21 protein-coding genes are annotated in these 24,786 nt (G+C 73.1%); 13 read left to right on the forward strand and 8 right to left on the reverse strand.

Annotated features, from left to right (window positions below):
• Positions 1 to 3: 3 nt before the first annotated feature.
• Both meaB and IG84_RS0105065 read right to left on the reverse strand, forming a co-directional pair.
• Positions 4 to 963: a methylmalonyl Co-A mutase-associated GTPase MeaB gene (meaB, locus tag IG84_RS0105060; protein ID WP_031051775.1), complete on the reverse strand. Its 960-nt coding sequence runs from the start codon at positions 961 to 963 to the stop codon at positions 4 to 6.
• Between the two features lie 41 nt (positions 964 to 1,004).
• Positions 1,005 to 2,210 (reverse strand): acetyl-CoA C-acetyltransferase, encoded by a 1,206-nt coding sequence (locus tag IG84_RS0105065; RefSeq protein WP_031051777.1) that lies wholly within the window; start codon positions 2,208 to 2,210, stop codon positions 1,005 to 1,007.
• Positions 2,211 to 2,346: 136 nt separating this feature from the next.
• On the opposite strand from IG84_RS0105065, the gene mce reads away from it, so the two are divergent.
• The 8 genes from mce (at position 2,347) to IG84_RS0105105 (ending at position 13,817) form a co-directional block, all read left to right on the forward strand.
• Entirely contained in the window at positions 2,347 to 2,775 is a 429-nt protein-coding gene (gene mce, locus IG84_RS0105070) for a methylmalonyl-CoA epimerase (protein WP_030258452.1), read from the forward strand.
• 162 nt (positions 2,776 to 2,937) lie between these two features.
• Complete coding sequence (gene scy, locus IG84_RS37670; protein WP_037799299.1) at positions 2,938 to 7,365, forward strand: polarized growth protein Scy; 4,428 nt, start codon at positions 2,938 to 2,940, stop codon at positions 7,363 to 7,365.
• A 114-nt stretch (positions 7,366 to 7,479) separates the two neighbouring features.
• A complete protein-coding gene (locus IG84_RS0105080; protein ID WP_031051781.1) occupies positions 7,480 to 8,415 on the forward strand; it encodes a coiled-coil domain-containing protein in 936 nt (311 codons plus the stop codon).
• Positions 8,416 to 8,724: 309 nt separating this feature from the next.
• Positions 8,725 to 9,765, forward strand: coding sequence for an ABC transporter ATP-binding protein (locus tag IG84_RS0105085; protein WP_037799344.1), 1,041 nt, complete (start codon positions 8,725 to 8,727; stop codon positions 9,763 to 9,765).
• 2 nt (positions 9,766 to 9,767) lie between these two features.
• Positions 9,768 to 10,541: an ABC transporter permease gene (locus IG84_RS0105090; protein ID WP_031051785.1), complete on the forward strand. Its 774-nt coding sequence runs from the start codon at positions 9,768 to 9,770 to the stop codon at positions 10,539 to 10,541.
• Complete coding sequence (locus IG84_RS0105095; protein ID WP_051861396.1) at positions 10,541 to 11,431, forward strand: hypothetical protein; 891 nt, start codon at positions 10,541 to 10,543, stop codon at positions 11,429 to 11,431. The genes IG84_RS0105090 and IG84_RS0105095 overlap by 1 nt, the downstream gene beginning before the upstream one ends.
• Before the next feature lie 98 nt (positions 11,432 to 11,529).
• On the forward strand, positions 11,530 to 12,756 hold the full coding sequence (locus IG84_RS0105100) for an ABC transporter ATP-binding protein (protein WP_031051787.1): 1,227 nt from the start codon (positions 11,530 to 11,532) through the stop codon (positions 12,754 to 12,756).
• A complete protein-coding gene (locus IG84_RS0105105; RefSeq protein ID WP_169749855.1) occupies positions 12,753 to 13,817 on the forward strand; it encodes an ABC transporter permease subunit in 1,065 nt (354 codons plus the stop codon). The genes IG84_RS0105100 and IG84_RS0105105 overlap by 4 nt, the downstream gene beginning before the upstream one ends.
• Before the next feature lie 51 nt (positions 13,818 to 13,868).
• On the opposite strand, the gene IG84_RS0105110 is transcribed toward IG84_RS0105105, so the two are convergent.
• Complete coding sequence (locus IG84_RS0105110) at positions 13,869 to 14,186, reverse strand: hypothetical protein (RefSeq protein WP_031051789.1); 318 nt, start codon at positions 14,184 to 14,186, stop codon at positions 13,869 to 13,871.
• Between the two features lie 192 nt (positions 14,187 to 14,378).
• Between IG84_RS0105110 and IG84_RS0105115 the strand changes: the two genes are divergently transcribed.
• Positions 14,379 to 15,407: an LLM class flavin-dependent oxidoreductase gene (locus IG84_RS0105115; protein ID WP_031051792.1), complete on the forward strand. Its 1,029-nt coding sequence runs from the start codon at positions 14,379 to 14,381 to the stop codon at positions 15,405 to 15,407.
• 285 nt (positions 15,408 to 15,692) lie between these two features.
• On the opposite strand, the gene IG84_RS0105120 is transcribed toward IG84_RS0105115, so the two are convergent.
• Positions 15,693 to 16,085, reverse strand: a complete 393-nt coding sequence (locus IG84_RS0105120; RefSeq protein ID WP_030258482.1) for an SCO5389 family protein — start codon at positions 16,083 to 16,085, stop codon at positions 15,693 to 15,695.
• A 282-nt stretch (positions 16,086 to 16,367) separates the two neighbouring features.
• Here IG84_RS0105120 and nucS point away from each other — a divergent pair, with 282 nt between their 5' ends.
• A complete protein-coding gene (gene nucS, locus IG84_RS0105125; RefSeq protein WP_030258485.1) occupies positions 16,368 to 17,030 on the forward strand; it encodes an endonuclease NucS in 663 nt (220 codons plus the stop codon).
• Between the two features lie 90 nt (positions 17,031 to 17,120).
• Here the strand turns inward: nucS and IG84_RS0105130 are convergent, their stop codons facing one another.
• From IG84_RS0105130 to IG84_RS0105140, 3 genes are all read right to left on the reverse strand, one after another.
• The gene (locus IG84_RS0105130) at positions 17,121 to 19,658 is read right to left on the reverse strand and encodes an ATPase AAA (RefSeq protein WP_031051795.1); all 2,538 of its coding nucleotides are present in this window, start codon (positions 19,656 to 19,658) and stop codon (positions 17,121 to 17,123) included.
• Between the two features lie 284 nt (positions 19,659 to 19,942).
• Entirely contained in the window at positions 19,943 to 20,266 is a 324-nt protein-coding gene (locus IG84_RS0105135) for an STAS domain-containing protein (RefSeq protein WP_031051797.1), read from the reverse strand.
• A 144-nt stretch (positions 20,267 to 20,410) separates the two neighbouring features.
• Complete coding sequence (locus IG84_RS0105140) at positions 20,411 to 21,259, reverse strand: 3-hydroxyacyl-CoA dehydrogenase family protein (protein ID WP_031051798.1); 849 nt, start codon at positions 21,257 to 21,259, stop codon at positions 20,411 to 20,413.
• 275 nt (positions 21,260 to 21,534) lie between these two features.
• On the opposite strand from IG84_RS0105140, the gene IG84_RS0105145 reads away from it, so the two are divergent.
• On the forward strand, positions 21,535 to 22,107 hold the full coding sequence (locus tag IG84_RS0105145) for a cob(I)yrinic acid a,c-diamide adenosyltransferase (protein ID WP_031051803.1): 573 nt from the start codon (positions 21,535 to 21,537) through the stop codon (positions 22,105 to 22,107).
• Between the two features lie 3 nt (positions 22,108 to 22,110).
• Here the strand turns inward: IG84_RS0105145 and IG84_RS0105150 are convergent, their stop codons facing one another.
• Entirely contained in the window at positions 22,111 to 22,701 is a 591-nt protein-coding gene (locus IG84_RS0105150) for a hypothetical protein (RefSeq protein ID WP_031051804.1), read from the reverse strand.
• 160 nt (positions 22,702 to 22,861) lie between these two features.
• On the opposite strand from IG84_RS0105150, the gene IG84_RS0105155 reads away from it, so the two are divergent.
• Both IG84_RS0105155 and IG84_RS0105160 read left to right on the forward strand, forming a co-directional pair.
• Positions 22,862 to 24,055, forward strand: coding sequence for a sensor histidine kinase (locus IG84_RS0105155; RefSeq protein WP_037799301.1), 1,194 nt, complete (start codon positions 22,862 to 22,864; stop codon positions 24,053 to 24,055).
• Entirely contained in the window at positions 24,052 to 24,747 is a 696-nt protein-coding gene (locus IG84_RS0105160) for a response regulator (RefSeq protein WP_031051813.1), read from the forward strand. The genes IG84_RS0105155 and IG84_RS0105160 overlap by 4 nt, the downstream gene beginning before the upstream one ends.
• The last annotated feature ends 39 nt before the right edge of the window (positions 24,748 to 24,786 follow it).

Raw genomic sequence — 24,786 nt, forward strand, 5'->3', positions numbered from 1 at the left:
GTGTCAGCCCTGTTCCGTCAGGCCCGCCACCAGTTCGTCGGCGGCGGTGTACGGGTCGAGCGTGCCGGCCACGATGCGGTCGGCCAGGGCGCCGAGGCGGCGGTCGCCGTGCAGGTCGCCGATGCGCTCGCGGAGGGTCGTGACGGCGATCGTCTCGACCTCGCGGGCGGCCCGGGCGGCCCGCCGCTCGGCGAGTACGCCGTGCTCGTCCATCCAGGCGCGGTGCTTCTCCAGCGCCTCCACGACCTCGTCGACGCCCTCGCCGCGGGCGGCGACGGTCTTGACGATGGGCGGGCGCCAGTCGCCGGGCGCGCGGGACTCCCCCAGGCCCAGCATGTGGTTCAGCTCGCGCGCCGTGGCGTCCGCGCCGTCCCGGTCGGCCTTGTTGACTACGTAGACGTCGCCGATCTCCAGGATGCCCGCCTTGGCGGCCTGGATGCCGTCGCCCATGCCGGGGGCCAGCAGCACCATGCTGGTGTCGGCCTGGGAGGCGATCTCCACCTCGGACTGGCCCACACCCACGGTCTCGACCAGGATCACGTCGCAGCCCGCCGCGTCCAGGACGCGGATGGCCTGCGGCGCCGCCCAGGCGAGGCCGCCGAGGTGGCCGCGGGTGGCCATGGAGCGGATGTAGACGCCGGGGTCGGAGGCGTGCTCGCTCATCCGGACCCGGTCACCGAGCAGGGCGCCGCCGGAGAACGGGGAGGACGGGTCGACGGCCAGGACGCCGACCCGCTTCCCGATCTTCCGGTAGGCGGTGACCAGGGCCGAGGTGGACGTCGACTTGCCGACGCCCGGGGAGCCGGTGAGGCCCACGACGTACGCCTGCCCGGTCAGCGGCGCCAGTGCGGCCATCACCTCGCGCAGCTGTGGCGATGCCCCCTCCACCAGCGAGATGAGGCGGGCCACCGCACGTGGCCGGCCCTCCCGGGCCTGCGCGACCAGGGTGGGGACATCTGCCATTGCTCAGCGCTCCGTTCTCGATCTTCCGGTACGGGTACCCGTCACTTGCCCGGCACGCGCACGATGAGCGCGTCGCCCTGGCCGCCACCGCCGCACAGGGCGGCCGCGCCCACGCCGCCGCCGCGCCGCTTCAGCTCCAGCGCGAGGTGCAGGACGATACGGGCACCGGACATGCCGATGGGGTGGCCGAGCGCGATGGCGCCGCCGTTGACGTTCACCTTTTCCGGCGAAACTCCGAGGTCCTTCATGGACTGCACGGCGACCGCGGCGAACGCCTCGTTGATCTCGATGAGGTCGAGGTCGGCGACCTTCAGCCCCTCCTTGCCCAGCGCGTGGTTGATCGCGTTGCTGGGCTGGGACTGCAGGGAGTTGTCCGGGCCCGCGACGTTGCCGTGCGCGCCGATCTCCGCGATCCACTCCAGGCCCAGCTCCTCGGCCTTGGCCTTGCTCATCACGACCACGGCGGCGGCGCCGTCGGAGATCTGCGAGGAGGTACCGGCGGTGATCGTGCCGTCCTTGGCGAACGCCGGGCGGAGCTTGCCCAGCGACTCGGCGGTGGTCTCGCCGCGGATGCCCTCGTCCTGGCTGAAAACGACCGCCTCGCCCTTGCGCTGCGGGATCTCGATGGGGGTGATCTCCGCCTCGAAGAGGCCGTTCTTCTGGGCGGCGGCGGCGCGCTGGTGGGAGCGGGCCGCGACCTCGTCCTGCTCGGGGCGCCGGATGCCGAGGCGGGTGTTGTGCTTCTCGGTGGACTCGCCCATCGCGACGTTCTCGAAGGAGTCGGTGAGGCCGTCGTGCGCCATGGCGTCGAGCATCTCCACGGCGCCGTACTTGTAGCCGCCGCGGGACTTCGGGAGGAGGTGCGGGGCGTTGGTCATGGACTCCTGGCCGCCGGCCACGATCACGTCGAACTCGCCCGCGCGGATGAGCTGGTCGGCCAGCGCGATGGCGTCCAGGCCGGAGAGACAGACCTTGTTGACGGTCAGGGCGGGGACGTTCATCGGGATGCCGGCCTTCACGGCCGCCTGGCGGGCGGGGATCTGGCCCGCGCCGGCCTGCAGGACCTGGCCCATGATCACGTACTGCACCTGGTCGCCGCCGATGCCGGCCCGGTCCAGTGCCGCCTTGATGGCGAAGCCTCCCAGGTCGGCGCCGGAGAAGGACTTCAGGGACCCCAGGAGGCGTCCCATGGGGGTACGGGCCCCCGCGACGATCACGGAGGTGGTGCTGCCGTTCGATGAGGACATCAGCGCGGCCTTCCTGTGCAGGGAAGTTAACGAGGGTTTTCCTCAATGTACTGAGCGGTACCGGCCGGGTCACCGGCCTGCCGGTGTGATCGCGCGCACGTTGCGTAATCATGCGTGCGAGCGGTGCACTGGAAGCATGCTGACGCGAATCGACCACATCGGAATCGCCTGCTTCGACCTCGACAAGACCGTCGAGTTCTACCGGGCGACCTACGGCTTCGAGGTGTTCCACTCCGAGGTCAACGAAGAGCAGGGCGTGCGGGAGGCCATGCTGAAGATCAACGATACGTCGGACGGCGGCGCTTCGTACCTTCAGCTCCTGGAGCCGACCCGTCAGGATTCAGCCGTGGGCAAGTGGCTGGAGAAGAACGGTGAGGGGGTGCACCACATCGCCTTCGGCACGGCGGATGTGGACGGTGATGCTGCTGACATCCGCGGGAAGGGCGTACGGGTGCTCTACGACGAGCCGCGTACCGGTTCGATGGGCTCCCGGATCACCTTCCTGCACCCCAAGGACTGCCACGGTGTGCTGACCGAACTGGTCACGGCCTCCCAAGAGCACTGACCTTCACGTTCCCCGGCCGGTAGAGTGCTGCTTCGGCCGGGGTCCGGATCGGGGCTCGGTCCAATCTCCGCCGATGATCTGACACCATTTCTTCGGAAGGGTCAGCTCCACGCACGACGGAGCCGGCCGCCACCATGACCAGGGGACGGATGGGACCGCGCAGTGCGGGGCAACGACCGCTACGAGGCTGACGATCACCTCTCGCAGTTCGAGGCCGAGATGGAGCGGCTGAAGACGGAGCGGGACAAGGCCGTCCAGCATGCCGACGACCTCGGCTATCAGGTCGAAGTTCTGCGTGCCAAGCTCCACGAGGCACGCCGTACCCTGATGACGCGCCCGGCGTACGACAACATCAGCGCCCAGGCCGAACAGCTGCTGCACAACGCCCAGGTGCAGGCCGACCAGCTGCGCGCGGACGCCGAGCGCGAGCTGCGCGAGGCCCGTGCCCAGACCCAGCGGCTGCTGCAGGAGCAGGCCGAGCGCCAGTCCCGGCTCGAAGCCGAGCTGCACACCGAGGCGGTGGAGCGCCGCCGGCGGCTGGACGAGGAGCTCAACGAGCGCCGCCAGACCGTCGAGAGCCACGTCAACGAGAACGTCGCCTGGGCCGAGCAACTGCGCGCCCGCACCGAGTCCCAGGCCCGCCGGCTCATGGACGAGTCCAGAGCCGAGGCCGAGCAGACGCTGTCGCAGGCGCGCGCCGAGGCACAGCGGCTGGCCGAGCAGGCCCGCGAACGGCTGGGCGCCGAGGCCGAACAGGCCCGCGCGGAGGCCGACGCGATCCTGCGCCGCGCCCGTACGGACGCCGAGCGGCTGCTGAACGCCGCCTCCACGCAGGCCCAGGAGGCCACCGACCAGGCCGAGCAGCTCCGTACGTCCACGGCCGGCGAGTCCGAGGAGGCCCGCCGGCGCAGCGCCGAGCTGACCCGCACCGCCGAGGAGCGGCTGCAGGAGGCCGACACGGCGCTGCGCGAGGCGCGCGCCCGGGCCGACAAGCTCGTCGAGGAGGCCGAGGCGAGCGCCGCCAAGCGGCTGTCGGCGACGGAGTCGGAGAACGAGCAGCGCACCCGTACGGCCAAGCAGGAGATCGCCCGGCTGGTCGGCGAGGCCACCAAGGAGGCCGAGGCACTCAAGGCCGAGGCCGAGCAGCTCCGTGCCGATGCCAAGGCCGAGGCCGAGCGGCTGGTCGCGGAGGCCCAGGAGGCGGCCCGCGCGAAGGCCGCCGAGGACTCCGCCGCGCAGCTCGCGAAGGCCGCGCGGTCCGCCGAGGAGATGGTGAGCAAGGCGTCGGAGGACGCCAAGGCCACCACCCGGGCCGCCGCCGAGGAGGCCGAGCGGATCCGCAAGGAGGCCGAGGCCGAGGCGGACCGGCTGCGCGAGGAGGCGCACGAGACCGCCCAGCAGCTCAAGGGCGCCGCCAAGGACGACACCAAGGAGTACCGCGCCAAGACCGTCGAGCTGCAGGAGGAGGCGCGCCGGCTGCGCGGCGAGGCCGAGCAGCTCCGGACCGAGGCCGTCGACGAGGGCGAGCGGATCCGCGGCGAGGCCCGCCGCGAGGCCGTGCAGCAGATCGAGGAGGCCGCGGCCACCGCCGAGGAGCTGCTGGCCAAGGCGAAGTCCGACGCGGAGGAGACCCGTTCGGGCGCGACGGCGGACAGCGAGCGGCTGCGCGCCGAGGCTGCCGAGCGCGCCGCGCAGCTCCGTACGCAGGCCGAGGAGGCGCTGGAGCAGGCCCGCGGCGAGGCCGAGGACCTGCACGCGGCGGCCGAGGAGGCCGCGGCGGCGACCCGTGCCGAGGCCGAGGAGGCCGCCGGCGAGCTGCGGGCCGAGGCCGAGCGCAGCGCGGACGAGCGGCGCGAGCTGGCCCAGGCGGAGCTGGACCGGCTGCACGGCGAGGCGGAGGAGCGGGTCAGCGCGGCCGAGACGGCGCTGCGCGAGGCCCGCGAGGAGGCCGAGCGGCTGCGCAAGGAGGCCCAGGAGGAGACCGCGCGGCTGAAGGCGGAGTCCGCCGAGCGGCGCCGGGAGAAGGAGCAGCAGGCCGAGGAGGAGGCCGAGCGGCTGCGTGCCGAGGCCGCCTCGGACGCCGCCGAGGCACGTGCCGAGGCCGAGGCCACCGCCACGCGGCTGACCACGGAGGCGGCCGCCGAGGCCGAGCGGCTGAAGTCGGAGGCGCAGGAGACCGCCGACCGGGTGCGCGCGGAGGCCGCAGCGGCGGCCGAGCGTACGGGCACGGAGGCCGCCGAGGCGCTGGCCGCGGCCCAGGAGGAGGCCGCGCGCCGCCGCCGGGAGGCCGACCAGCAGCTCGGCGAGGCCCGCGAGGAGGCCCACCAGGAGCGTACGGCGGCCCGCGAGCAGAGCGAGGAGCTGCTGGCCGCGGCCCGCAACCGGGTGGCGGAGGCGCAGGCCGAGGCCGAGCGGCTGGTCGAGGAGGCGGACCGGCGCGCCGAGGAACTGGTCGCCACCGCCGAGCAGACCGCGCAGCAGGTGCGCGACGCGGTCGCCGGGCTGCACGAGCAGGCCGAGGAGGAGATCGCCGGGCTGCGGTCCGCCGCCGAGCACGCGGCGCAGCGTACGAAGGACGACGCGCAGCAGGAGGCGGACCGGCTCCGCTCCGACGCGTACGACGAGCGCGAGCGGGCCTCGCAGGACGCCGGCCGCATCCGGCAGGACGCGCAGACCGAGGCCGAGGCCGCCAAGTCGCTGGCGGAGCGCACGGTTTCGGAGGCGATCGCCGAGGCGGAGCGGCTGCGCACGGAGGCGCGGAGCGCGCTGGACGAGGCGCGGCAGGCCGCCGACAAGCGCCGTGCGGACGCCGCCGAGCAGGCCGACGAGCTGCTGGCCGAGGCCACGCAGGAGGCCGACCGTACGGTGGCCGAGGCGGGCGCCGAGGCCGAGCGGCTGCGCACGGAGGCCGACCGCACGCTGGACGAGGCGCGCGAGGCCGCCAACAAGCGCCGCAGCGAGGCCGCCGAGCAGGCCGACGAGCTGCTGACGGAGGCCACCGCGCAGGCCGAGAAGCTGGTCGCGGACGCCACGGAGAAGGCGCAGCAGCTCCGGACGAACGCCTCGGACGCGCTGGCCGCCGCCGAGCAGGACGCCGCCCGGGCCCGTGCCGAGGCGCGCGAGGACGCCAACCGGATGCGGACCGAGGCCGCCGAGCAGGCGGACCGGCTGATCGCCGAGGCCCGCACGGAGGCCGAACGGATCGTCAACGAGGCCACCGAGCTGACCTCGTCGGCCCAGGCGGACGCCGACCGCTCCGTCCGGGAGGGCCAGGAGACCGCCGACCGGCTGCGGGCCGAGGCCGCCGAGCACGCCGAGCGGCTCGTCGCGGACGCCACGGCGCAGGCCGAGCGGCTGCGAGCAGAGGCCGCCGAGGCGCTGGAGAACGCCCGCGCCGAGGCCGACCGGACCGCGGACGAGGCGCGCAAGGACGCGGCCAAGCGCCGCGCGGACGCCGCCGAGCAGGCCGACAGCCTGATCTCCGAGGCCGGTACGGAGGCCGAGCGGCTGCGTACGGAGGCGGCGGAGACCACCGCGACGGCGGAGCGGGAGGCGGACCGCACCCGGGCCGACGCCCGCGAGCAGGCCGACCGGATGCTCGCCGAGGCGACGGCGGACGCGGACCGGATGCGCACCGAGGCGGCCGAAACGGTTACCTCCGCGCAGCAGCACGCGCAGCGCACCCGCAACGAGGCCGACCAGGTCAAGGCGGACGCAGAGGCCGAGGCCGAGCGGTTCCGCAACGAGGCCCTGGAGGAGGCCGACCGTACGCTCGACGAGGCGCGCAAGGACGCGGCCAAGCGCCGCGCGGACGCCGCCGAGCAGGCTGACCAACTGATCGCCAGGGCGCAGGAGGAGGCGCTGAAGGCGGCCACCGCCGCCGAGGAGCAGGCCGACACGATGGTCGGCGCGGCCCGCAAGGAGGCCGAGCGGATCGTCGCGGAGGCCACCGCCGACGGCAACGCACGGGTGGAGAAGTCCCGTACGGACGCCGACACGCTGCTCAGCGAGGCGCGCGGGGACGCGACCGCCATCCGGGAGCGCGCCGAGGAGCTGCGCGCCCGCATCGAGGCCGAGGTCGAGGAGCTGCACGACCGGGCCCGCCGGGAGTCGGCCGAGACGATGAAGAACGCCGGTGAGCGGGTGGACAAGCTCATCGCGCAGGCCGAGGCGCAGCGGGTGGAGGCCGAGGAGAAGGCCAAGGAGATGCTCTCGGACGCGAGCAGCGAGGCCAGCAAGGTCCGTATCGCGGCGGTGAAGAAGGCCGAGGGGCTGATCAAGGAGGCCGAGCAGAAGAAGGCGCAGGCCGTACGGGAGGCGGAGGCGCTGCGCGCCGAAGCCGAGCAGGAGGCCCAGCGGATCGTGGACGACGGGAAGCGCGAGCTGGAGGTGCTGGTCCGCCGCCGGGAGGACATCAACACCGAGATCTCGCGGGTCCAGGACGTCCTGGAGGCGCTGGAATCCTTCGAGACGCCGGGCGGTGCCGGCGGCGGAAAGGGCGGCTCGGGGCAGGGTTCCGGTTCGGGGGGCGTCAAGGCCGCGGCGGGCGCGGGAGCAACTCGTTCGGGTGGCAAGCAGTCTGATGCTTAGCCACTCAAATGAGGGTTCATTCTCCACTTCAAACGGTCAATGACTCGATGACACGCCGCTCGGGCCCCTAGGATTCCCCTTATCACCTCACCGGTCTCTTTCGACAGGAACCCCATGAGCGACACTTCCTCCCCCTTCGGTTTCGAGCTCGTGCGGCGTGGGTACGACCGCGGTCAGGTCGACGACCGCATTACGAAGCTCGTCGCCGACCGCGACAGCGCGCTTGCGCGTATCACCTCGCTGGAAAAGCGCATCGAGGAGTTGCACCTCGAAACGCAGAATGCCCAGGCCCAGGTCAACGACGCCGAGCCGTCCTACGCGGGCCTCGGTGCCCGGGTCGAGAAGATCCTCCGTCTCGCCGAGGAGGAGGCCAAGGATCTGCGCGAGGAAGCGCGCCGGGCCGCCGAGCAGCACCGCGAGCTGGCCGAGTCGGCCGCCCAGCAGGTCCGTAACGACGCCGAGGCGTTCGCCGCCGACCGCAAGGCCAAGGCGGAGGACGAGGGCGTCCGGATCGTCGAGAAGGCCAAGGGCGAGGCGCAGACGCTGCGGGCCGACGCGCAGAAGGACGCGCAGTCCAAGCGCGAGGAGGCGGACTCCCTCTTCGAGGAGACCCGCGCGAAGGCCGCCCAGGCCGCCGCCGACTTCGAGACCAACCTCGCCAAGCGCCGCGAGCAGTCCGAGCGGGACCTGGCCTCGCGTCAGGCCAAGGCCGAGAAGCGGCTCGCGGAGATCGAGCACCGCGCCGAGCAGCTCCGCCTGGAGGCCGAGAAGCTGCGTACGGACGCGGAGCGCCGGGCCCGCCAGACGGTGGAGACCGCGCAGCGCCAGGCCGAGGACATCGTGGCGGACGCGAATGCCAAGGCGGACCGTATCCGCAGCGAATCCGAGCGCGAGCTCGCGGCGCTGACGAACCGCCGCGACTCCATCAACGCCCAGCTCACCAACGTCCGCGAGATGCTCGCGACGCTGACCGGTGCGGCGGTGGCTGCCGCGGGGACGCCGGGCGAGGAGGAGTCGTCCCGCGGGGTGCCTGCCCAGCAGGGCCGCTGACGCGGCGCCGAGCCGATCCGTTCGCTCCGTCCGCCCCGTGCCGTTGACCGCGGTGCGGGGCGGTGGTGTGTCGGGTGCGGGTCACGTGCATGTGCGGCTCCCGTATCGCGGCCTGGCGGCCGCTCGTCCTCAAACGCCGGACGGGCTTGATTTTCGCCGCTGGTACGCAAACGCCCAGCGGGTCTGATGTGGCCGCTGGTGCGCGATCATCCCACGGGCTTGTTCTGGCTGGGCGTCCTCGAACGGCGGGCGGGCTGGAATGGGGGTATCCAGGCGGCGGAGGAGCGTGAGCGCGCCTACCGTGGGCGCATGATCGAGATCGAGGGGCTGACCAAGCGGTACGGGGAGAAGCTCGCTGTCGACGGGCTGAGCTTTACCGTGCGGCCCGGGATCATCACAGGGTTTCTCGGGCCCAACGGGGCCGGGAAGTCCACGACCATGCGGATGATGCTCGACCTGGACAACCCCACCGCCGGCACGGTCCGTATCGACGGCCGGCACTACCGCCAGTTGCGCGACCCGCTCACGTACATCGGCGCCCTGCTGGACGCCAAGGCCATGCACGGCGGGCGCAGCGCGTACCACCATCTCCTCTGTCTGGCGCAGAGCAACGGCATTCCACGCGCCCGCGTCCACCAGGCGCTGGACACCGTGGGTCTGACCGCCGTCGCCAAGAAGCGCGCCAAGGGGTTCTCGCTCGGCATGGGGCAGCGGCTCGGCATCGCCGCCGCGCTGCTCGGCGATCCGCGCATCCTGATGTTCGACGAGCCGGTCAACGGTCTCGACCCCGAGGGCATCCACTGGATCCGCAACCTCATGAAGAGCCTGGCCGCGCAGGGCCGTACGGTCTTCGTCTCCTCGCACCTGATGAGCGAGATGGCGCTGACGGCCGATCACCTCGTCGTCATCGGGCAGGGCCGGCTGCTCGCCGACACCTCCATGGCCGAGTTCATCCGGCGCAATTCGCGCAGTTACGTCCGGATGCGCTCCCCCGAGCACGAGCGGCTGCGGGACGTCCTCGCGGCGGCCGGGCACACCGCCGTACCGGTGGCGGACGGCGCGCTGGAGATCGACGGGGTGAGCGCCGGGGACCTGGGCGAGCTGGCGGCCGGGCACGGCCTCGTCCTGCACGAACTCAGCCCGCAGCAGGCATCGTTGGAGGAGGCGTTCATGCAGCTCACGGCCGAGTCGGTGGAGTACCACGCGCACTCGGACACGGCGGGTCCGGCCGTGCCGGCGGGGCCCGCTCCCGGCCCGGACGCGAGCCCGCCGCCGCCTCCAACGCCCCCGCCCCCACCTCAGCCGGCCGGCGACTGGGGCGCCGACTGGCGGCGGAAGAAGGGGCGCTGACGATGGCAGTGGCCTCACAGGTCCTCACCTCGGAATGGACCAAGATCAGATCGGTGCGCTCCACCGTGTGGACGCTGGGCATCGCCGTGGTCGTCACGGTCGTCATGGGCGCGGCGATCTGTCTGCTCGTCAAGAACGACTTCGATTCCATGCCGGTCCGCGAGCGGCTCACCTTCGACGCCACCAGCACGGCCTTCGCCGGAATGGGCCTGGGCCAGCTCGCGATGATCGTCTTCGGGGTGCTGGTGGTCGGAGGCGAGTACAGCACCGGCATGATCCGCACCTCGCTGGCCGCCGTGCCGCAGCGCGGCACCTTCCTCTTCAGCAAGATCACGGTGGCCACCCTGCTCGCGTTCGTCGTGTCCCTGGTGACCAGCTTCGTCGCCTTCTCCGTCGGCCAGGCCATGCTGGGCGCCGACCTCCGGGTGGGGCTGGGCGACCCGGGCGTGCTGCGCGCGGTCTTCGGCGGCGCGCTCTACATGACGCTGATCGCGCTGTTCTCCATGGGCGTGGCCGCGGTGCTGCGCAGCCCGATGCTCTCGCTGGGCATCCTGATGCCGTTCTTCTTCCTGATCTCCAACATCCTCGGCGCCGTCTCGGCCACCCGGAAGCTCGGCCGGTACCTCCCCGACCAGGCGGGCCAGAAGGTCATGAAGGTGGTGACCACCGGCGACGACGTCCCGTACGGCCCGTGGGGCGGGCTCGGCATCATGGCCCTCTGGGTCATCGCCGCGCTGATCGCCGGGTACCTCTTCCTGAAGAAGCGGGACGCGTAGTGCTGCCCACGGGAGCGCCGGGGCTCGGCCCCGTCCCGGCCCTGGAGCCGCTGACGTATCCGGGGCGGCCGGTGACGGCGCCCGCGCTGCTGGACGGCGGGACGCTGCTGCCGCTCACCGCGGTCCCCGGCCCGCACCGGGTCGGCGGCTGGCGGCTCGGCCCGGACCCGGACCGCACCCTCGACGACGTGCTGCGGGCCCGCGGCCTGCCGCCCGCCGGGCAGCGCCACCCCGTCCTCGCCGTCGGCTCCAACGCCTGCCCCGCACAGGTCTCGTACAAGCTCACCCGGCGCGACATCCCCGCGGCCGTCCCGATGGTCCCGGTACGCCTGCGCGGCATCGGGGTGGGCAGTTCGGCGCACATCGGTACGCCGGGTTACGTGGCCGCCGCGCCGTTCACCGACCCGCACTCCGAAGTGACGCTCGTGGCGGGGTGGCTGGACGCCGCGCAACTGGCGGTCGTGGACGCCACGGAGGCCCACTACCACCGCGTCCTGCTCCCCGGCGACCGGTTCCCCATGACGCTGCCGTCCGGGGAGCGGCTGAGCGGCGCGTACCTGTACGTCGGCCGGCACGGCGTGCTGGCGGGGCCGGACGGCGGGCCGCGCCCCGCCGGGCCGCAGCCGGCGCTCCTCACCGAGCTGCTGTCCGGGTCGGCCGCGCTGCGGCGGATCCTCGGGCCCGGCCCGGAGGCGTGGGTGGCGCGGGCCGCCGCGGACAGCGCGGTGCGGTCGGAGGCGCGTCGGATCTTCCGCGCGGAGGGCCGGGTGCTGCCGCAGGAGGAGTTCGCACCGTATGTGGACGACGGCGCGGAGGTCCGGACGTACGACGATCTGCCGCCCATCGGGGGCGAAGCGGGACTTCGCCGGTCACCGACACGCGGGGATTGAGCGGAACCGTCAATGGCTCGTTAGCCTCGTAACCCTCACGGGGGCATGAGGTGATTTCGGCATGCCGTGCCCCGACACCATCTCGCGAGGGGCGGAGAATGATCGAGGCAGTCGGCCTGACGAAGCGCTACGGCGCCAAGACGGCCGTGCACAACCTGTCGTTCCAGGTACGGCCGGGGACCGTCACCGGCTTCCTGGGGCCCAACGGGTCCGGGAAGTCCACCACGATGCGCATGATCCTGGGGCTGGACACCCCGACCTCGGGGCACGTGACGATCGGCGGCCACCCCTTCCGCAAGCTGCCGAACGCACCGCGCCAGGTGGGCGCGCTGCTCGACGCGAAGGCCGTGCACGGCGGCCGCAGCGCCCGCCAGCACCTGCTGTCGCTGGCGCAGCTCTCCGGGATCCCGGCGAGCCGGGTGGACGAAGTACTGGGCCTGGTCGGCCTGCAGGACGTGGCGAAGAAGCGGTCCAAGGGCTTCTCGCTGGGCATGGGGCAGCGGCTCGGCATCGCCGCCGCGATGCTCGGCGACCCGCAGGTGCTGCTCTTCGACGAGCCGGTCAACGGCCTGGACCCGGATGGCATCCTCTGGGTCCGCAACCTGATGAAGCAGCTGGCGTCGGAGGGCCGTACGGTCTTCGTCTCCTCGCACCTGATGAGTGAGATGGCGCTGACGGCCGAGCACCTGATCGTGATCGGCCGCGGCCAGCTGCTCGCCGACATGAACGTCAAGGACTTCATCGCGGCCAACTCCACCGGCTTCGCGCGGGTCCGCACGCCCGACACCGAGCCCGCACAGGGCGAGAAGCTGACCTCCGTGCTGAGTGAGGCGGGCGGCCAGGTCGCGCCGGAGCCGGACGGGGCGCTGCGCGTCACCGGGCTGGCGCTGCCGCGGATCAGCGATCTGGCGCACGAGGCCGGGGTCCGGCTGTGGGAGCTGTCGCCGCACCAGGCGTCCCTGGAAGAGGCGTACATGCAGCTCACGCAGGGCGCGGTGGACTACCGCTCGGCGGTCCCGCCGCAGGCGGTGCCGGGCGTCGTGCCGGGCGGGATGCCCGGTGGCGTGCCTGGTGGGGTACCCGGTGGGCTGCCGCCGCAGGGGTACGCGGGTGATCCGTACGCCGGCGCGTACGGCCCGCAGGCCGGGGCGCCCGGACCGTACGCCGGACAGCCCGGCCCGTACGGAGCGCAGCCGCAGGGCGCGCCGGCCCCCGGGCCGTACGGAGCGCCCCCGGCGCCGCCCCAGCAGCAGCCGCAGGCCCAGCCGCAGCAGCACGCCGCCCCCGCCGACCCGACCCAGCAGCACAGCGAGGACGCCCGATGACCACCCCCGACCAGCCGCAGCAGCCGCAGCCGCCCCGCCAGGACGAGGGCACGATGATGCTGAACGCCATCGGCCCGCGGGCCGGCGGACCGCAGCCGGGCGCACAGCCGCAGCCCCAGGCCCAGCCGCAGCCGGGCACACAGCCGCAGCCCGCCGCACAGCAGCCGCAGCAGGCGCCTGCCGTTCCGCCTCAGCAGCAGGCACAGCCCCAGCAGCAGCCCGCCTACGCCGCCGCTCACCCGCAGGCGCAGTTCTCCGGGGGCGGTTACGTCTCGCCCATACCGGTGCGGCCCACGCACCTGGGGCACGCGCTGGCCTCGGAGTGGACGAAGATCAAGTCGGTCCGCTCCACCGTGTGGACGCTCAGCGTGATGATCGTCCTCGTGCTCGGCGTCGGCACACTCACCGGCTTCGGCATCTCCGCGAGCGGCACCGACCTGCGCGGCGCCTCGCCGCTGGGCTTCGGCATGTTCGGCATGCTGCTCGGCCTGATGTGCGTGATCACGCTGGGCGTGCTGTGCGTCTCCTCCGAGTACGGCACCGGCATGATCCGTACGACGCTGACCGCCTGCCCCAGCCGGGCGCGGGTGCTCGCCGCGAAGGCGATCGTCTTCTTCCTGCTGTCCTTCGTGGTCACCGCGGTCACCACGACGCTGGTCGCGCTGATCGAGACCGGCCTGCTCAGCGGCCAGGGCGGCGCCACGCCGAGCGGCTCGGAGTGGTTCAAGGCGACGGTCGGCGTGAGCCTGTACGTCGCGATGCTCGGCCTGCTCGCGCTGTCCGTCGGCGCGCTGCTCCGGCACTCGGCGGGCGCCATCACGATCATGATCGGCCTGGTGCTGCTGCCGCTGGTGCTGGCGCTGTTCATGATGGCGGAGAGCCTGCAGGACCTGCGGGAGTTCCTGTTCGAGTACTCCATCCCGAGCCAGCTCGGCGTGATGTACAGCAACGCCGTCGCCTCGTCCGGCCCCTCGGGCTGGGACCCGCTGTGGATCGTGACGGGGCTGACGGCCGTCGTCCTCGGCGGCGCCTTCGTGGCACTGCACCAGCGGGACGTCTAGGGACCACGGGGACAGGGACCGCAAGGAGTCCGAAAAGCGTCGCGTCCGGGGTCAGTATCGGGGCGCGTTACGGGACCGCTGGAGCCGGGCGCTCCGGCGGTCCCGCGCGTTCCAGCACGCCTTGTGCCAGTGCCGCCGGTCGTCGCCGTCGCTGTACTGCGGCCAGGCCACCACATGCGGCACACCGGGCGGGATCTCCTGGTCACAGCCCGGGCAGCGGTAGTGCTTGGCCGCCGCGCCGCCGCCGATCTGCCGTACGTACCACTCCTCGCCGCGCCACTCCTCCGTACGCTCCAGTCCGTAGCGCGGGCCGCCCACGCGATCCGAGGGATTCTCACCGCCGCGCGGACGGTTTCGACGGGGGGACACTGGGCACCTCGGGACTTCTCAGGGGGAGTAACGGGCTGTCACCAGCCTACGACGACCGGCCGGGGTCCCGGGCCCTCCGTCGCAATGCTGCGATCATCAGGAAACTTCGGCGGGAGCCGTGCCCTTGGCACGTGTCAGCCGTTGTTGCCTGTAAGGGGGATGTCGCGTCGGCTGCGAGGAGGCAGAAGAGCGATGCGCGTTGGGGCTTTTATCCTGGCCGCCCAGTTTCCGGGCCAGGGCGAGGGGGAGACACTGCACCGGGCCATGCGGTCCGCCGAGGTGGCCGAGGAGGCCGGTCTCGACGACGTCTGGGTGGCCGAGCACCATTTCGTGCCGTACGGCATCTGTCCGTCGGCGGTGACCCTGGCAGCGCAGTTGCTGGGGCGTACGCACCGCATCGGAGTCGGCACGGCCGTGAGCGTCCTGCCGACCGCGCATCCGGTCGCGCTGGGTGAGCAGGCGGCGCTGCTGCATCTGACGTCCGGCGGGCGGTTCACGCTCGGCGTCGGGCGGGGCGGGCCATGGGTCGACCTTGAGGTCTTCGGGTGCGGCCTCTCGGCGTTCGAGGAGGGGTTCCCGGAGTCCCTGGACCTGCTGCTGCGCTGGCTGCGCGAGCCGCGCGTCGGGGCCGCCGGTGGGCGGTACGCCTTCCGGGACGTGGCGGTGGTGCCGCGCCCGACCGAGGAGCCGGCCGGGCGGGACGGCCCGCCGGTGGTGGTGGCCTGCACCTCTGTCCGCTCCGTGCGGCTGGCGGCCGAGCGCGGCCTGCCGATGCTGCTCGGGATGCACTCGGGGGACGAGGAAAAGGCCGAGATGGTCGACTGCTGGCGGCGTACGGCGCTGGCCGCGGGGCGGGATCCGGACGAGGTCGCGGCGGCCGCCCATGTCTCGGCGGGCGTGGTGCAGATCGCCGACGCCCGGCAGGACGCCAGGGAGACGCTGCTGAAGGCGATGCCCGGCTGGCTGCGCCAGGGGCTCGCGGCCCATGTCACGGTCGACGGCCGGCGCCGCGCCATGCGGGACCCGCTGGCCTATACCGAGCTGCTCTGCGAGCTGCACCCGGTCGGGACGCCGGAGGACTGTGCGGACCGGCTCGCCGCGACGACGGAGCGCACCGGCATCGCGCGCCACGCGCTGCTGGTCGAGGGCTCCGGCGACCTCGCCGTGACGGAGGAGAACATCCGCCGGCTGGGCAAAGAGGTCCTGCCGATGCTGGCCTGAGTACCACTGTCCTCAGTACGGCCGCATTGAGTACCGCTGCACTGAATGCCGCTGTAGAAAGCTTCTGTCCCGAGTACCGCTGTCCTGAGCGCCGCTGGGCCGAGGGCCCGGGCGAGAGGACCCCGGGGGCCGGGGGGTCCGTGGAGATCCTTCATGTGCCCGACGGGCGGTCCGCCCACCGACGGGGCCCAAGAGCCCCGCCGGCGGACCGTTGCGGTTGCCGCCGCTCGCGTACTGACGCCGATCCGGCGCCACATCCCACGCACACGGCGGCGGCAACTCCGGTCAGCAGTCGCGCAGTTCGGGCGACTGGTTCAGGAGCTGGCCGCGCACGGAGGTGAAACGGGCCAGGCGGTCGTCCGCCGACGGGTCGAGCGGGAAGACCGCGACCCGGTGACAGTTCTGGAACGCCAGCCGCACGCCGAAGTGGCGCTCGAGCGACCCGCGTATCGCGTCACTCGCCAGTGCTCGCAGCAGTTGGCCGCGCGCCTGCTCGTCGGGCGGCGGGGTCAGGTTGTCGGCGAACTCTCCGCCGTCCACCTTCAGGCGGGCCACCAGCGAGCTGATCATCTCCCATGCATAGGGCAGAGAAGTCCGGACGCAGTCGACAAATGCGGCTTCGTCGACCTCGCCTCGCTCGGCCTGTTCGAGGAGGGCCGGTGAGACGTCGAGCGACATGAGGTTCTCCTCTCGCGGCTCCATAAGGGGCGGAGCCTCAGGGACAGTACGAGGGACCGCCACGCAGCGTGTCCGCGTCACGACCCCCCGCGTCAACGGTATTCCGCCTTTCTTGCCCGCACCAGGAGATTGCGCACACAACCGGCCACGCGAGCCCGCCGGAGCTGCGTTGGTTTCCCCCGCAACGTCACCCCGCGCGCGGCCCCGCCGCCATACGAGTACACCGCGTACGCCTGTGGGCGAATCGCGTGGACCACCCGGCGTCGAGTAGCGTGGCGCACCATGCGTCTCGTCATCGCCCGCTGTTCCGTGGACTACGCCGGCCGGCTCACCGCCCACCTGCCCTCCGCTCCCCGTCTGATCCTGGTCAAGGCAGACGGCAGCGTTTCCATCCACGCAGACGACAGGGCCTACAAACCGCTCAACTGGATGTCCCCGCCGTGCACCCTCAAGGGCGGCGACGGCGATGTGTGGACCGTGGAGAACAAGGGCGGCGAGAAGCTCATCATCACGATGGAGGAGATCATGCACGACTCCTCCCACGAGCTCGGCGTGGACCCGGGGCTCATCAAGGACGGTGTGGAGGCGCACCTCCAGGAACTGCTCGCCGACCGGATCGACACGCTCGGCGAGGGCTACTCCCTGATTCGGCGTGAATACCCCACCGCCATCGGCCCGGTGGACATCCTGTGCCGGGACGCGGACGGTGCGACGGTCGCCGTGGAGATCAAGCGGCGCGGTGAGATCGACGGCGTCGAGCAGCTCACCCGTTACCTCGAACTCCTCAACCGCGACCCGCACTTGGCGCCGGTGAAGGGCGTCTTCGCGGCCCAGGAGATCAAGCCGCAGGCCCGGGTGCTGGCCACCGACCGCGGCATCGGCTGCGTCGTCCTGGACTACGACGCGCTGCGCGGCATCGAGGACGACAAGCTGCGACTGTTCTGAGGCACCCCGCCTCCCCGTGCCTACGCGCCGGCCCGCCCGCGAGACGTTCCGCGGGCGGGCCGGCGCTACTTGTACGGCGGTACGGGCCGGTCAGGCAGTCGGCTCAGACGGGTCGGACGCGGTCCCGGAGGCGGAGTCACTGCCCGTCCCGGCGCTCATCGGGCTGCTCGCGGCCGGGCCGCCCTCGGACTGCGACGGGGACTCCGACGTGCCGGGCGTGGTCTCCGACGGGGTCGGGTCCGGGTCCTGGGTCGGCGTGGTCGGGTCCTCCGTCGGCTCGGTGGGCGTCGGCGACGTGGGCTTGCTCGTCGGCGGCTTGGTCGAGCCGGTCGGCTTGCCGGACGGCGATGTCGGCTTCCCCGAGCCCGTCGGCCGGCCGCTCGGCTGTGTGGAGCCGGGGCTGCCGGGCTCGGCGCTGGTGGCGGGGTCGCCGGGGCTTGCGCTGCCGGACGTGGCGGGCGTACCGGTCACCGTGCCTCCAGTACTGCTGTCCCAGGCGCCCGGGCCGGTCGCGCCGCGGGACGGCTCGTCGGCGGTCAGACCGCCGCTGTCCTTGCTCTCCTCGGCGGACTGGCCGGACTTGACCTTGTCCGCCGGGGCGTCGCCGCCGGAGGTGGCGCCGAGCGTGACGATCGTGCCGAGAACGGCGGCCAGCAGGGTGCCCGCGCCGGCCGCGGCCATCTTGCGGCGCGCGCCGGTGAACCCCGCGGCGCGCTTCTTCTTCGCGCCCGCAGGGCCCGCCGCGGTCACCACCGCGGGGGTCACCACGGTCGCCGCGGCCTCGTCCACCTGCGGTATCGGCGTGGTGATCGCGGTCGGCGAGCCGGGCGGCGAGGCGGACTCGTCGGTCCCGGTGTGCGGGATCTCCTCGCCCGCCACCGCGGCCGCGGTGATCTCCGGGGACACGGGGACGCCGGTGCGGTCGGCGACCAGGGCGAGGGCGCGCCGCCCCGCGACGGCGCCGCGCCGGTCGGCGAGCGCGCCGCGCAGCCCGATGGACGCCTCCAGCTCGGCGCGCGCCTTGTCCAGGTGGCCCAGGCAGAGCGCGAGGACGCCCGCCTCGTGGTGGAAGTACGCCTCCTCGCCGACCTCGCCGGCGACCCTGGCGGCCTCCTGGCCGAGCCGCAGGCTGCGCTCCCAGGCGTTCCACCGCAGGGCCGCGGCGAACGCGGGGGCGGCGGTACGGGCGAGCAGCACGGCGGCGCTGGCGTGCCCGGACTCCCGGCTCGCGGTGAGCCGGGCCATCACGGCGAGCAGCGCGTCGGCCTCGGCGGCGGCCCGCTCGGGGGCGACCGAGTGGTGCCCGGCCCACCAGGAGTAGTGCTGGGCCGCCGCGTGCGCGTGGCCGGCCGCGCCCTCGGCGTATCCGGCGGCGGTGAGCTGGTCCAGTACGGTCGCCGCGAGGCGGTAGTGGGTGCCGGCCGGGCTGATCAGCCCGCAGGCCAGCAGGTCGCCGAGGGCGGCGTCCGCGCGGCTGTCCTTGAAGAGCGCGGGCAGATGGGTGGGGTGCGGGAGGTCGCCGCCGAGGGCGACGGCCAGCCGCAGCGCGTCCTGTGCGGCCGGCGCGAGCTGCTCCACGATCAGCGCGGCGAAGGAAGCGGCCTGGGGGATGCCGGGGAGCGGCGGCTGGGCAGCGGCCGCGTCGTCGGTCCCGTCCGTGCCTTCCGGGCTCTCCGTACCCTCGGACGCGGCGCCGTCCCCCGCGGCGTCGGCGCCCGCCGCCTCGGCGCTCCGCCGGTCGCGCTGCCGCAGCAGCGCGCCGGCCTGCAGGAAGCGCAGCGGCAGCCCCTCGGACTCGAACCACAGGTCGCCCGCCCAGGCGGCCTCCTCGTCGGTCAGCGGCCGGCCCGCCGCCCGCTCCAGCAGCTCCTGGCAGGCGGCACGGCCGAGGCCGGCGACGAAGACCTCTTCGATGTGCGAGGCGGCCGAGGGCGCGGGCACGTCGGGGGTGGCCGAGAGCAGGAAGGCGCACTCGGGCGTGGCCCCCAGCAGCTCCTCCAGCGCGTCGCCGCCGAACTCCAGGTCGTCCACGACCACCACGGCGCCGACGCGGGCCAGCGCGGCGAGCAGCTCGGGGCGGCCGGGGCGGTAGTGCGGCGCCCTGTACACGGCGGCGAACAGGTCGTACATCAGGTCGGTGGCCGTGCGGCGGTATCCGGAGAGCCGGACGACGCCGTCGGGCGCGAGGCCGGCGCAGCCGGCGGCGACCGCGTCCAGCAGCCGGGTGCGGCCCGCGCCGGAGGGGCCGGTGAGGCGTACGGAGCGGCCGCGGGTGAGCAGCCGGGTCAGCCGCTCGGTCTCCTCCTGGCGCTCCAGCAGCGGGAGCCGGTCCACGGGGTGGCCGAGGCCGCCGGGCGGCACCGGCGGGGCGCTCATCGCGCGGGCCCGCTCGGCGCGCTCCTTGGGCGTGTGCTTCTGCGGCGTGCCCGGCTCCTCGCCCGGCGGCGTCGGCTCGATCTCACTGCCGTCGACGGGATTGACGGTGAGGAGGTAGTCGCCGGTGATCAGCCGCGCGGTACGGACCGGGCCGTCCGGCACGAACTGCGAACTGTCGGCGCCGGACGGCAGCGGGTCGGCAGGATGGTCCTGCGCGCTGTGCTCCGGCCGCCGGCCGTTGTGCGGATCCATGGACTCAAGCCCCCCAGATGCGTGGCGTGCCGACTGCTCCTCCGGCCGTCCGCACTCCCGACCGGGCCGGGGCGGGGCCCCGGCCGCCGCTTCTGGTCCGGTGTCCGCCGCGGCCGCTCGGGGCGCGACGAGAACCGAACATTAAGCCTTCCGACAGTATCTACGATGCGCCGGGGCCCTGCTGTGCCCGGTACGTCACGGATTCGTGAGGATCAGTGCCGTATGTACCGCTTGCGCCTCTCAGTTACCTACCGCCGCGCAGTCCCCCGCAGGTCACGCGGGGCTCAGACGCGGGGCAGCGACTCCGCTTCGAGGCCGCCCTCAATGGCCAGAATGCGGTGCAACCGTGTCGCCACGAGCAGGCGCTGCATCTGGGGCGGCACCCCGCGCAGCACGAGCCTGCGGTTCACCCGGCCCGCGCGGCGGTGCGCGCCCATGATCACGCCGAGTCCGGTGGCGTCCCAGGAATCCAGCTCGGTCAGGTCCAGCACCAGGTCGCCGCAACCGGAGTCGACGGCGGTGTGCAGGGCCGTACGGGCGTCCGCCGCGCTGCGGACGTCGAGGCGGCCCCCGACGACCAGCTCGGCGTGGTCGCCCTTGATGTGCATATGCGCTCCCCGTGATGCGAAAAATGTTTTTGCGTCTACAGAACTGACTGCCTCTCACGCGACGAAGTTGCCGCCTGTAAGCGAACCGATACCGAAATCACTCCCAGGAGTGACGGCTGAACGGGTGTGCCGCGGACCGGTTCCTCAGTGCTCGTAGAATCCCTGCCCGCTCTTGCGGCCGATATCTCCGGCGTCCACCATGCGGCGCATGAGCTCCGGCGGCGCGAACTTCTCGTCCTGCGATTCGGTGTAGATGTTTTCCGTGGCGTGCAGGAGGATGTCGACGCCGGTGAGGTCGGCGGTGGCCAGGGGGCCCATCGCGTGACCGAAGCCCAGCTTGCAGGCGGTGTCGATGTCCTCGGCGGTGGCCACGCCCGACTCGTACAGCTTCGCGGCCTCGACGACCAGCGCGGAGATCAGGCGCGTGGTGACAAAACCGGCCACATCGCGATTGACGACGATGCAGGTCTTACCGACCGATTCAGCGAACTCCCGGGCGGCGGCGAGGGTTTCGTCGCTGGTCTTGTAACCGCGCACCAGCTCGCAGAGCTGCATCATCGGCACCGGCGAGAAGAAGTGCGTGCCCACGACCCGATCGGGGCGGGCGGTGGCCGCCGCGATCTTGGTGATCGGGATGGCGGAGGTGTTGGAGGCCAGCACCGCCTCGTCCCGCACCAGCTTGTCCAGCGTCTGGAAGATCTCCCGCTTGACCTCGATCTTCTCGAAGACGGCCTCGACGACGACGTCGGCGTCGGCCGCCGCCTCCAGGTCGGTGGTCGTGGTGATCCGGGCCAGCGCCTGCTCGGCGTCGGCCGCGTCCAGCTTGCCCTTGGCGACGAACTTCTCGTACGACGCCTCGATGTCCGCCTTGCCGCGGGCCAGCGCGCCGTCGGTGACGTCCCGGAGGGTCACGTCCCAGCCCGCCTGGGCGGAGACCTGTGCGATACCGGACCCCATGAGTCCGGCCCCGATGACGGCGAGCTTCTTTGCCACTGAATGACCCCTCACACCTGTGCACTTCACGGCTTCTTCCGAGCGACGTTAGCGCTCGTTCGCCGCCATTTGGAGCCTTAGAGATGCGCGTCACGTCTCACATGACGGACATCACACGGGCTTGGCCCCCAAGGGCCTCATGCGGCGCTCCGTACCGCGTAATTGAGGCCCCGTCCGCTCACCAGGCCCTCGGCCACGACTGCATCGTAGGCGGCTCGCCGTGACGGTGGGCACACGTGCCTTCCGCACGGCCCGGGCATAACTACGCTGACGGAATGGTCAATCTGACGCGCATCTACACCCGCACCGGCGACCAGGGCACCACCGCCCTCGGCGACATGAGCCGGACCGCCAAGACCGATCTGCGGATCGCGGCGTACGCCGACGCCAACGAGGCCAACGCCGCCATCGGCAGCGCCATCGCCCTCGGCGACCTCCCCGAGGAGGTCGTCAAGGTCCTCGTCCGCGTCCAGAACGACCTCTTCGACGTGGGCGCCGACCTGTCGACACCGGTCGTGGAGAACCCGGAGTTCCCGCCGCTGCGGGTCGAGCAGAGCTACATCGACAAGCTGGAGGCGGACTGCGACCACTTCCTGGAGCAATTGGAGAAGCTGCGCAGCTTCATCCTGCCCGGCGGCACGCCCGGCGCGGCCCTGCTGCACCAGGCGTGCACGGTCGTCCGCCGCGCCGAGCGGTCCACGTGGGCGGCCCTGGAGGTGCACGGCGAGACGATGAACACGCTCACCGCCACCTACCTGAACCGCCTCTCCGACCTGCTCTTCATCCTGGCGCGGACGGCGAACAAGGAGCTCGGTGACGTCCTCTGGGTCCCGGGCGGCGAGCGCTGATCATCACGGCTCGGTCAGGGTCCGGGGCCGCTCCCCCGCGACGGCCCCGGACGGGTCCTGCCCGGTCTTCTTCGGCTTCTTCGGCCAGATCGTGTACGTGAGGGCGATCAGCCCGTGGATCCCCACGATGCGGGCCGCGGTGATCTGCCAGGAGCGCAGCGACGCGGTGTCGCCGTCCCCCACGTACCAGACGGCGGCCTGCAGCAGTCCGGCCGCGACCACCCCCATCACCACCGTGCGCAGCCACAGCTTCCACTCGTGGACCGCGCGCGCCCGGCCGTAGCCGGGGCCCGGCGGCTTCGGCCCGCCCGCGAAGCGGTACGCGAACTGCCCGTCCGCCCACCGGATCGTGTAATGGCCGTAGGCCACCGTGAAGCCGATATAGACCGCGGCCAGCCCGTGTTTCCAGTCCGCCTGCGCACCGTTGCGCAGGTCGAGGACCGTCACCACGAGCAGTACCAGCTCCAGCAGCGGCTCCATCAGCAGGACGGCGGCCCCGGTGCGCGGCATCCGCGCCAGGTAGCGCAGCGCCAGCCCCACGGCCAGCAGCACCCAGAACCCGACCTCGCACAGCACGACCAGCGTCACGATCACGGCGCGCTCCCTTCGCTCCCCTCCAGCCTCGCCGCCGCGCACGCCCCTTTCGTCGTCGCCCATGACGATCCGGCACTGCATCCTTCGATGTACGCGGCGCCGGCGGCGGATCGTCGCCGATGGGGAGGTCCGGGGCGCGGCGGCGTTGTTGGATGGCCGGGTGAGCCCCTTCAGCGCCCCCGGCCGCCCGCACCGCGACGACGTCCTCATCGCGGCGTCCGGGCTGCTCGGCGGCGTCCTGCTGTGGTTCCTCGGTCTGCACGGCGGCCCGCCGCTGTTCGGCCTGCCCGCGCGGCTCGCGCTGCTCGCCCTCGCCGCGATGGCCGGCGCCGAGATGCTGCGCCGCACCGCGCCCGGTACGGCACTGGCCGTCGCCGTCGCCGCGCTCACCCTGGACGTGCTCACCGGCACCGTGATCGCCACCGTCCTGATGTTCACCGACGTGGTCTACGCGGCCGTCATGTACGGCTCTCCTGCCGCGGCCCGCCGCATCCCGCGCGCCTGCGTGCTGGCCACCGTGCTCGCCACGCTGCTGCCCGTCGCCCTGCTCCGCGACCCGCAGGCGCTGCTCATCGGCGTCGCCGTGGGCGTCGGCACGATCGGCCCCGCCTGGACCGCGGTCATCATCCGCAACCACCGCGAGGCAGCCCGGGCCGCCCGGCTGCGCGCCGAGCAGACCGCCCTGCTGGCCGAGCTGGACCGCCGCGAAGCGGTACTCGCCGAACGCGCCCGGATGGCCCGCGAGCTGCACGACATGGTCGCGAACCACCTCTCCGCCATCGCCCTGCACGCCACCGCCGCGCAGGCCGTCGACGAGCCCGCCGCCACCCTGGAAGCGCTCGGCGTCATCCGCGAGAACAGCGTGCAGGGCCTGGCGGAGATGCGCCGCCTCATCGGCCTGCTGCGGAACGCCGGGGCCCAGGACGCGCCGGCCGCCACGCCCCGCCTCGACGCCCTGGACGCCCTCCTGGAGCGGGCCCGGGGCCACGGCGCCGGAAGTGGCCTCACCTTCACCCTCACGGACGACCGGCCGCCCGGCGGTCCGCCGCTCGCCGCGCCGGTGGAGCTGGCCGCGTACCGCATCGTCCAGGAGTCAGTGACCAACGCGCTCAAGCACGCGGCGCCCGGCGAGGTGACCGTACGCCTGAGCCGGGCCGACGGCGCCCTGTCCCTCGCCGTCACCAGCCCCTACGGCCGACGCCCCGGCCCGCGCGCGCCCGGCTCCGGCTCCGGTCTGGTCGGCATGGGCGAGCGGGCGGCGCTGCTGGGCGGCACGTTCGACGCGGCACTCGACGGTGACGTATGGCGCGTACGGGCGATGCTGCCCGCCGACGAGAAGGAGCAGCCTCAATGACCGACCGCACCGACCGCACCGACCGCCCGGTCCGGGTCCTGGTCGCCGAGGACCAGTCAGCCGTCCGCGCGGGCCTGGTCCTCATCCTGCGCTCGGCGCCCGACATCGAGGTGGCGGGCGAGGCGGCCGACGGCGAGGAGGCGGTACGGCTGGCCGCCGAGCTGCGCCCCGACCTGGTGCTCATGGACGTCCAGATGCCCCGGCTCGACGGCGTCTCGGCCACCCGGGAGATCACCGGGCAGGGGCTGGCCGACGTGCTGGTGCTGACCACCTTCGACCTGGACGAGTACGTCTTCGGGGCACTCCGCGCGGGCGCTGCCGGGTTCCTGCTCAAGACCAGCGACGCGGCGACGCTGCTGGCGGCGGTCCGTACGGTCGCGGCCGGGGAGGGGATCATCGCGCCCGCCGTCACCCGGCGGCTGATCGCGGAGTTCGCGGCGCCGCGTACGGCCGCCCCGGCCCCCGACACCGCCGCGCTCGACGTGCTCACGCCCCGCGAGCGCGAGGTGCTGGACTGCCTCGGGGAAGGGCTGTCCAACGCGGACATCGCGGGGCGCCTGGACATGGCGGAGGCGACGGTGAAGACACACGTCAGCCGGCTGCTGAACAAGCTGGCGCTGCGCAGCCGGGTGCAGGCGGCCGTGCTCGCCCAGGAACTGGGCCTCGGCGCGGCCCGCCGCGGCACCCACTGATCACCGCCGGGCCCCGGAAAACACAAAACCCGGACAGTC

The organism is Streptomyces ochraceiscleroticus (genome assembly GCF_000720485.1).
Lineage (GTDB): Bacteria > Actinomycetota > Actinomycetes > Streptomycetales > Streptomycetaceae > Streptomyces > Streptomyces ochraceiscleroticus.

What these genes read in the sequence shown, in the direction of transcription:
- IG84_RS0105130 (WP_031051795.1), bottom strand. Translation starts at nt 19,658, where the DNA reads ATGGATCCGCACAACGGCCGGCGGCCGGAGCACAGCGCGCAGGACCAT.
- meaB (WP_031051775.1), bottom strand. Translation starts at nt 963, where the DNA reads ATGGCAGATGTCCCCACCCTGGTCGCGCAGGCCCGGGAGGGCCGGCCA.
- IG84_RS0105160 (WP_031051813.1), top strand. Translation starts at nt 24,052, where the DNA reads ATGACCGACCGCACCGACCGCACCGACCGCCCGGTCCGGGTCCTGGTC.
- IG84_RS0105135 (WP_031051797.1), bottom strand. Translation starts at nt 20,266, where the DNA reads ATGCACATCAAGGGCGACCACGCCGAGCTGGTCGTCGGGGGCCGCCTC.
- IG84_RS0105105 (WP_169749855.1), top strand. Translation starts at nt 12,753, where the DNA reads ATGACCACCCCCGACCAGCCGCAGCAGCCGCAGCCGCCCCGCCAGGAC.
- IG84_RS0105065 (WP_031051777.1), bottom strand. Translation starts at nt 2,210, where the DNA reads ATGTCCTCATCGAACGGCAGCACCACCTCCGTGATCGTCGCGGGGGCC.
- IG84_RS0105080 (WP_031051781.1), top strand. Translation starts at nt 7,480, where the DNA reads ATGAGCGACACTTCCTCCCCCTTCGGTTTCGAGCTCGTGCGGCGTGGG.
- IG84_RS0105100 (WP_031051787.1), top strand. Translation starts at nt 11,530, where the DNA reads ATGATCGAGGCAGTCGGCCTGACGAAGCGCTACGGCGCCAAGACGGCC.
- IG84_RS0105120 (WP_030258482.1), bottom strand. Translation starts at nt 16,085, where the DNA reads ATGTCGCTCGACGTCTCACCGGCCCTCCTCGAACAGGCCGAGCGAGGC.
- IG84_RS0105090 (WP_031051785.1), top strand. Translation starts at nt 9,768, where the DNA reads ATGGCAGTGGCCTCACAGGTCCTCACCTCGGAATGGACCAAGATCAGA.
- mce (WP_030258452.1), top strand. Translation starts at nt 2,347, where the DNA reads ATGCTGACGCGAATCGACCACATCGGAATCGCCTGCTTCGACCTCGAC.
- IG84_RS0105085 (WP_037799344.1), top strand. Translation starts at nt 8,725, where the DNA reads ATGATCGAGATCGAGGGGCTGACCAAGCGGTACGGGGAGAAGCTCGCT.
- IG84_RS0105115 (WP_031051792.1), top strand. Translation starts at nt 14,379, where the DNA reads ATGCGCGTTGGGGCTTTTATCCTGGCCGCCCAGTTTCCGGGCCAGGGC.
- IG84_RS0105145 (WP_031051803.1), top strand. Translation starts at nt 21,535, where the DNA reads ATGGTCAATCTGACGCGCATCTACACCCGCACCGGCGACCAGGGCACC.
- nucS (WP_030258485.1), top strand. Translation starts at nt 16,368, where the DNA reads ATGCGTCTCGTCATCGCCCGCTGTTCCGTGGACTACGCCGGCCGGCTC.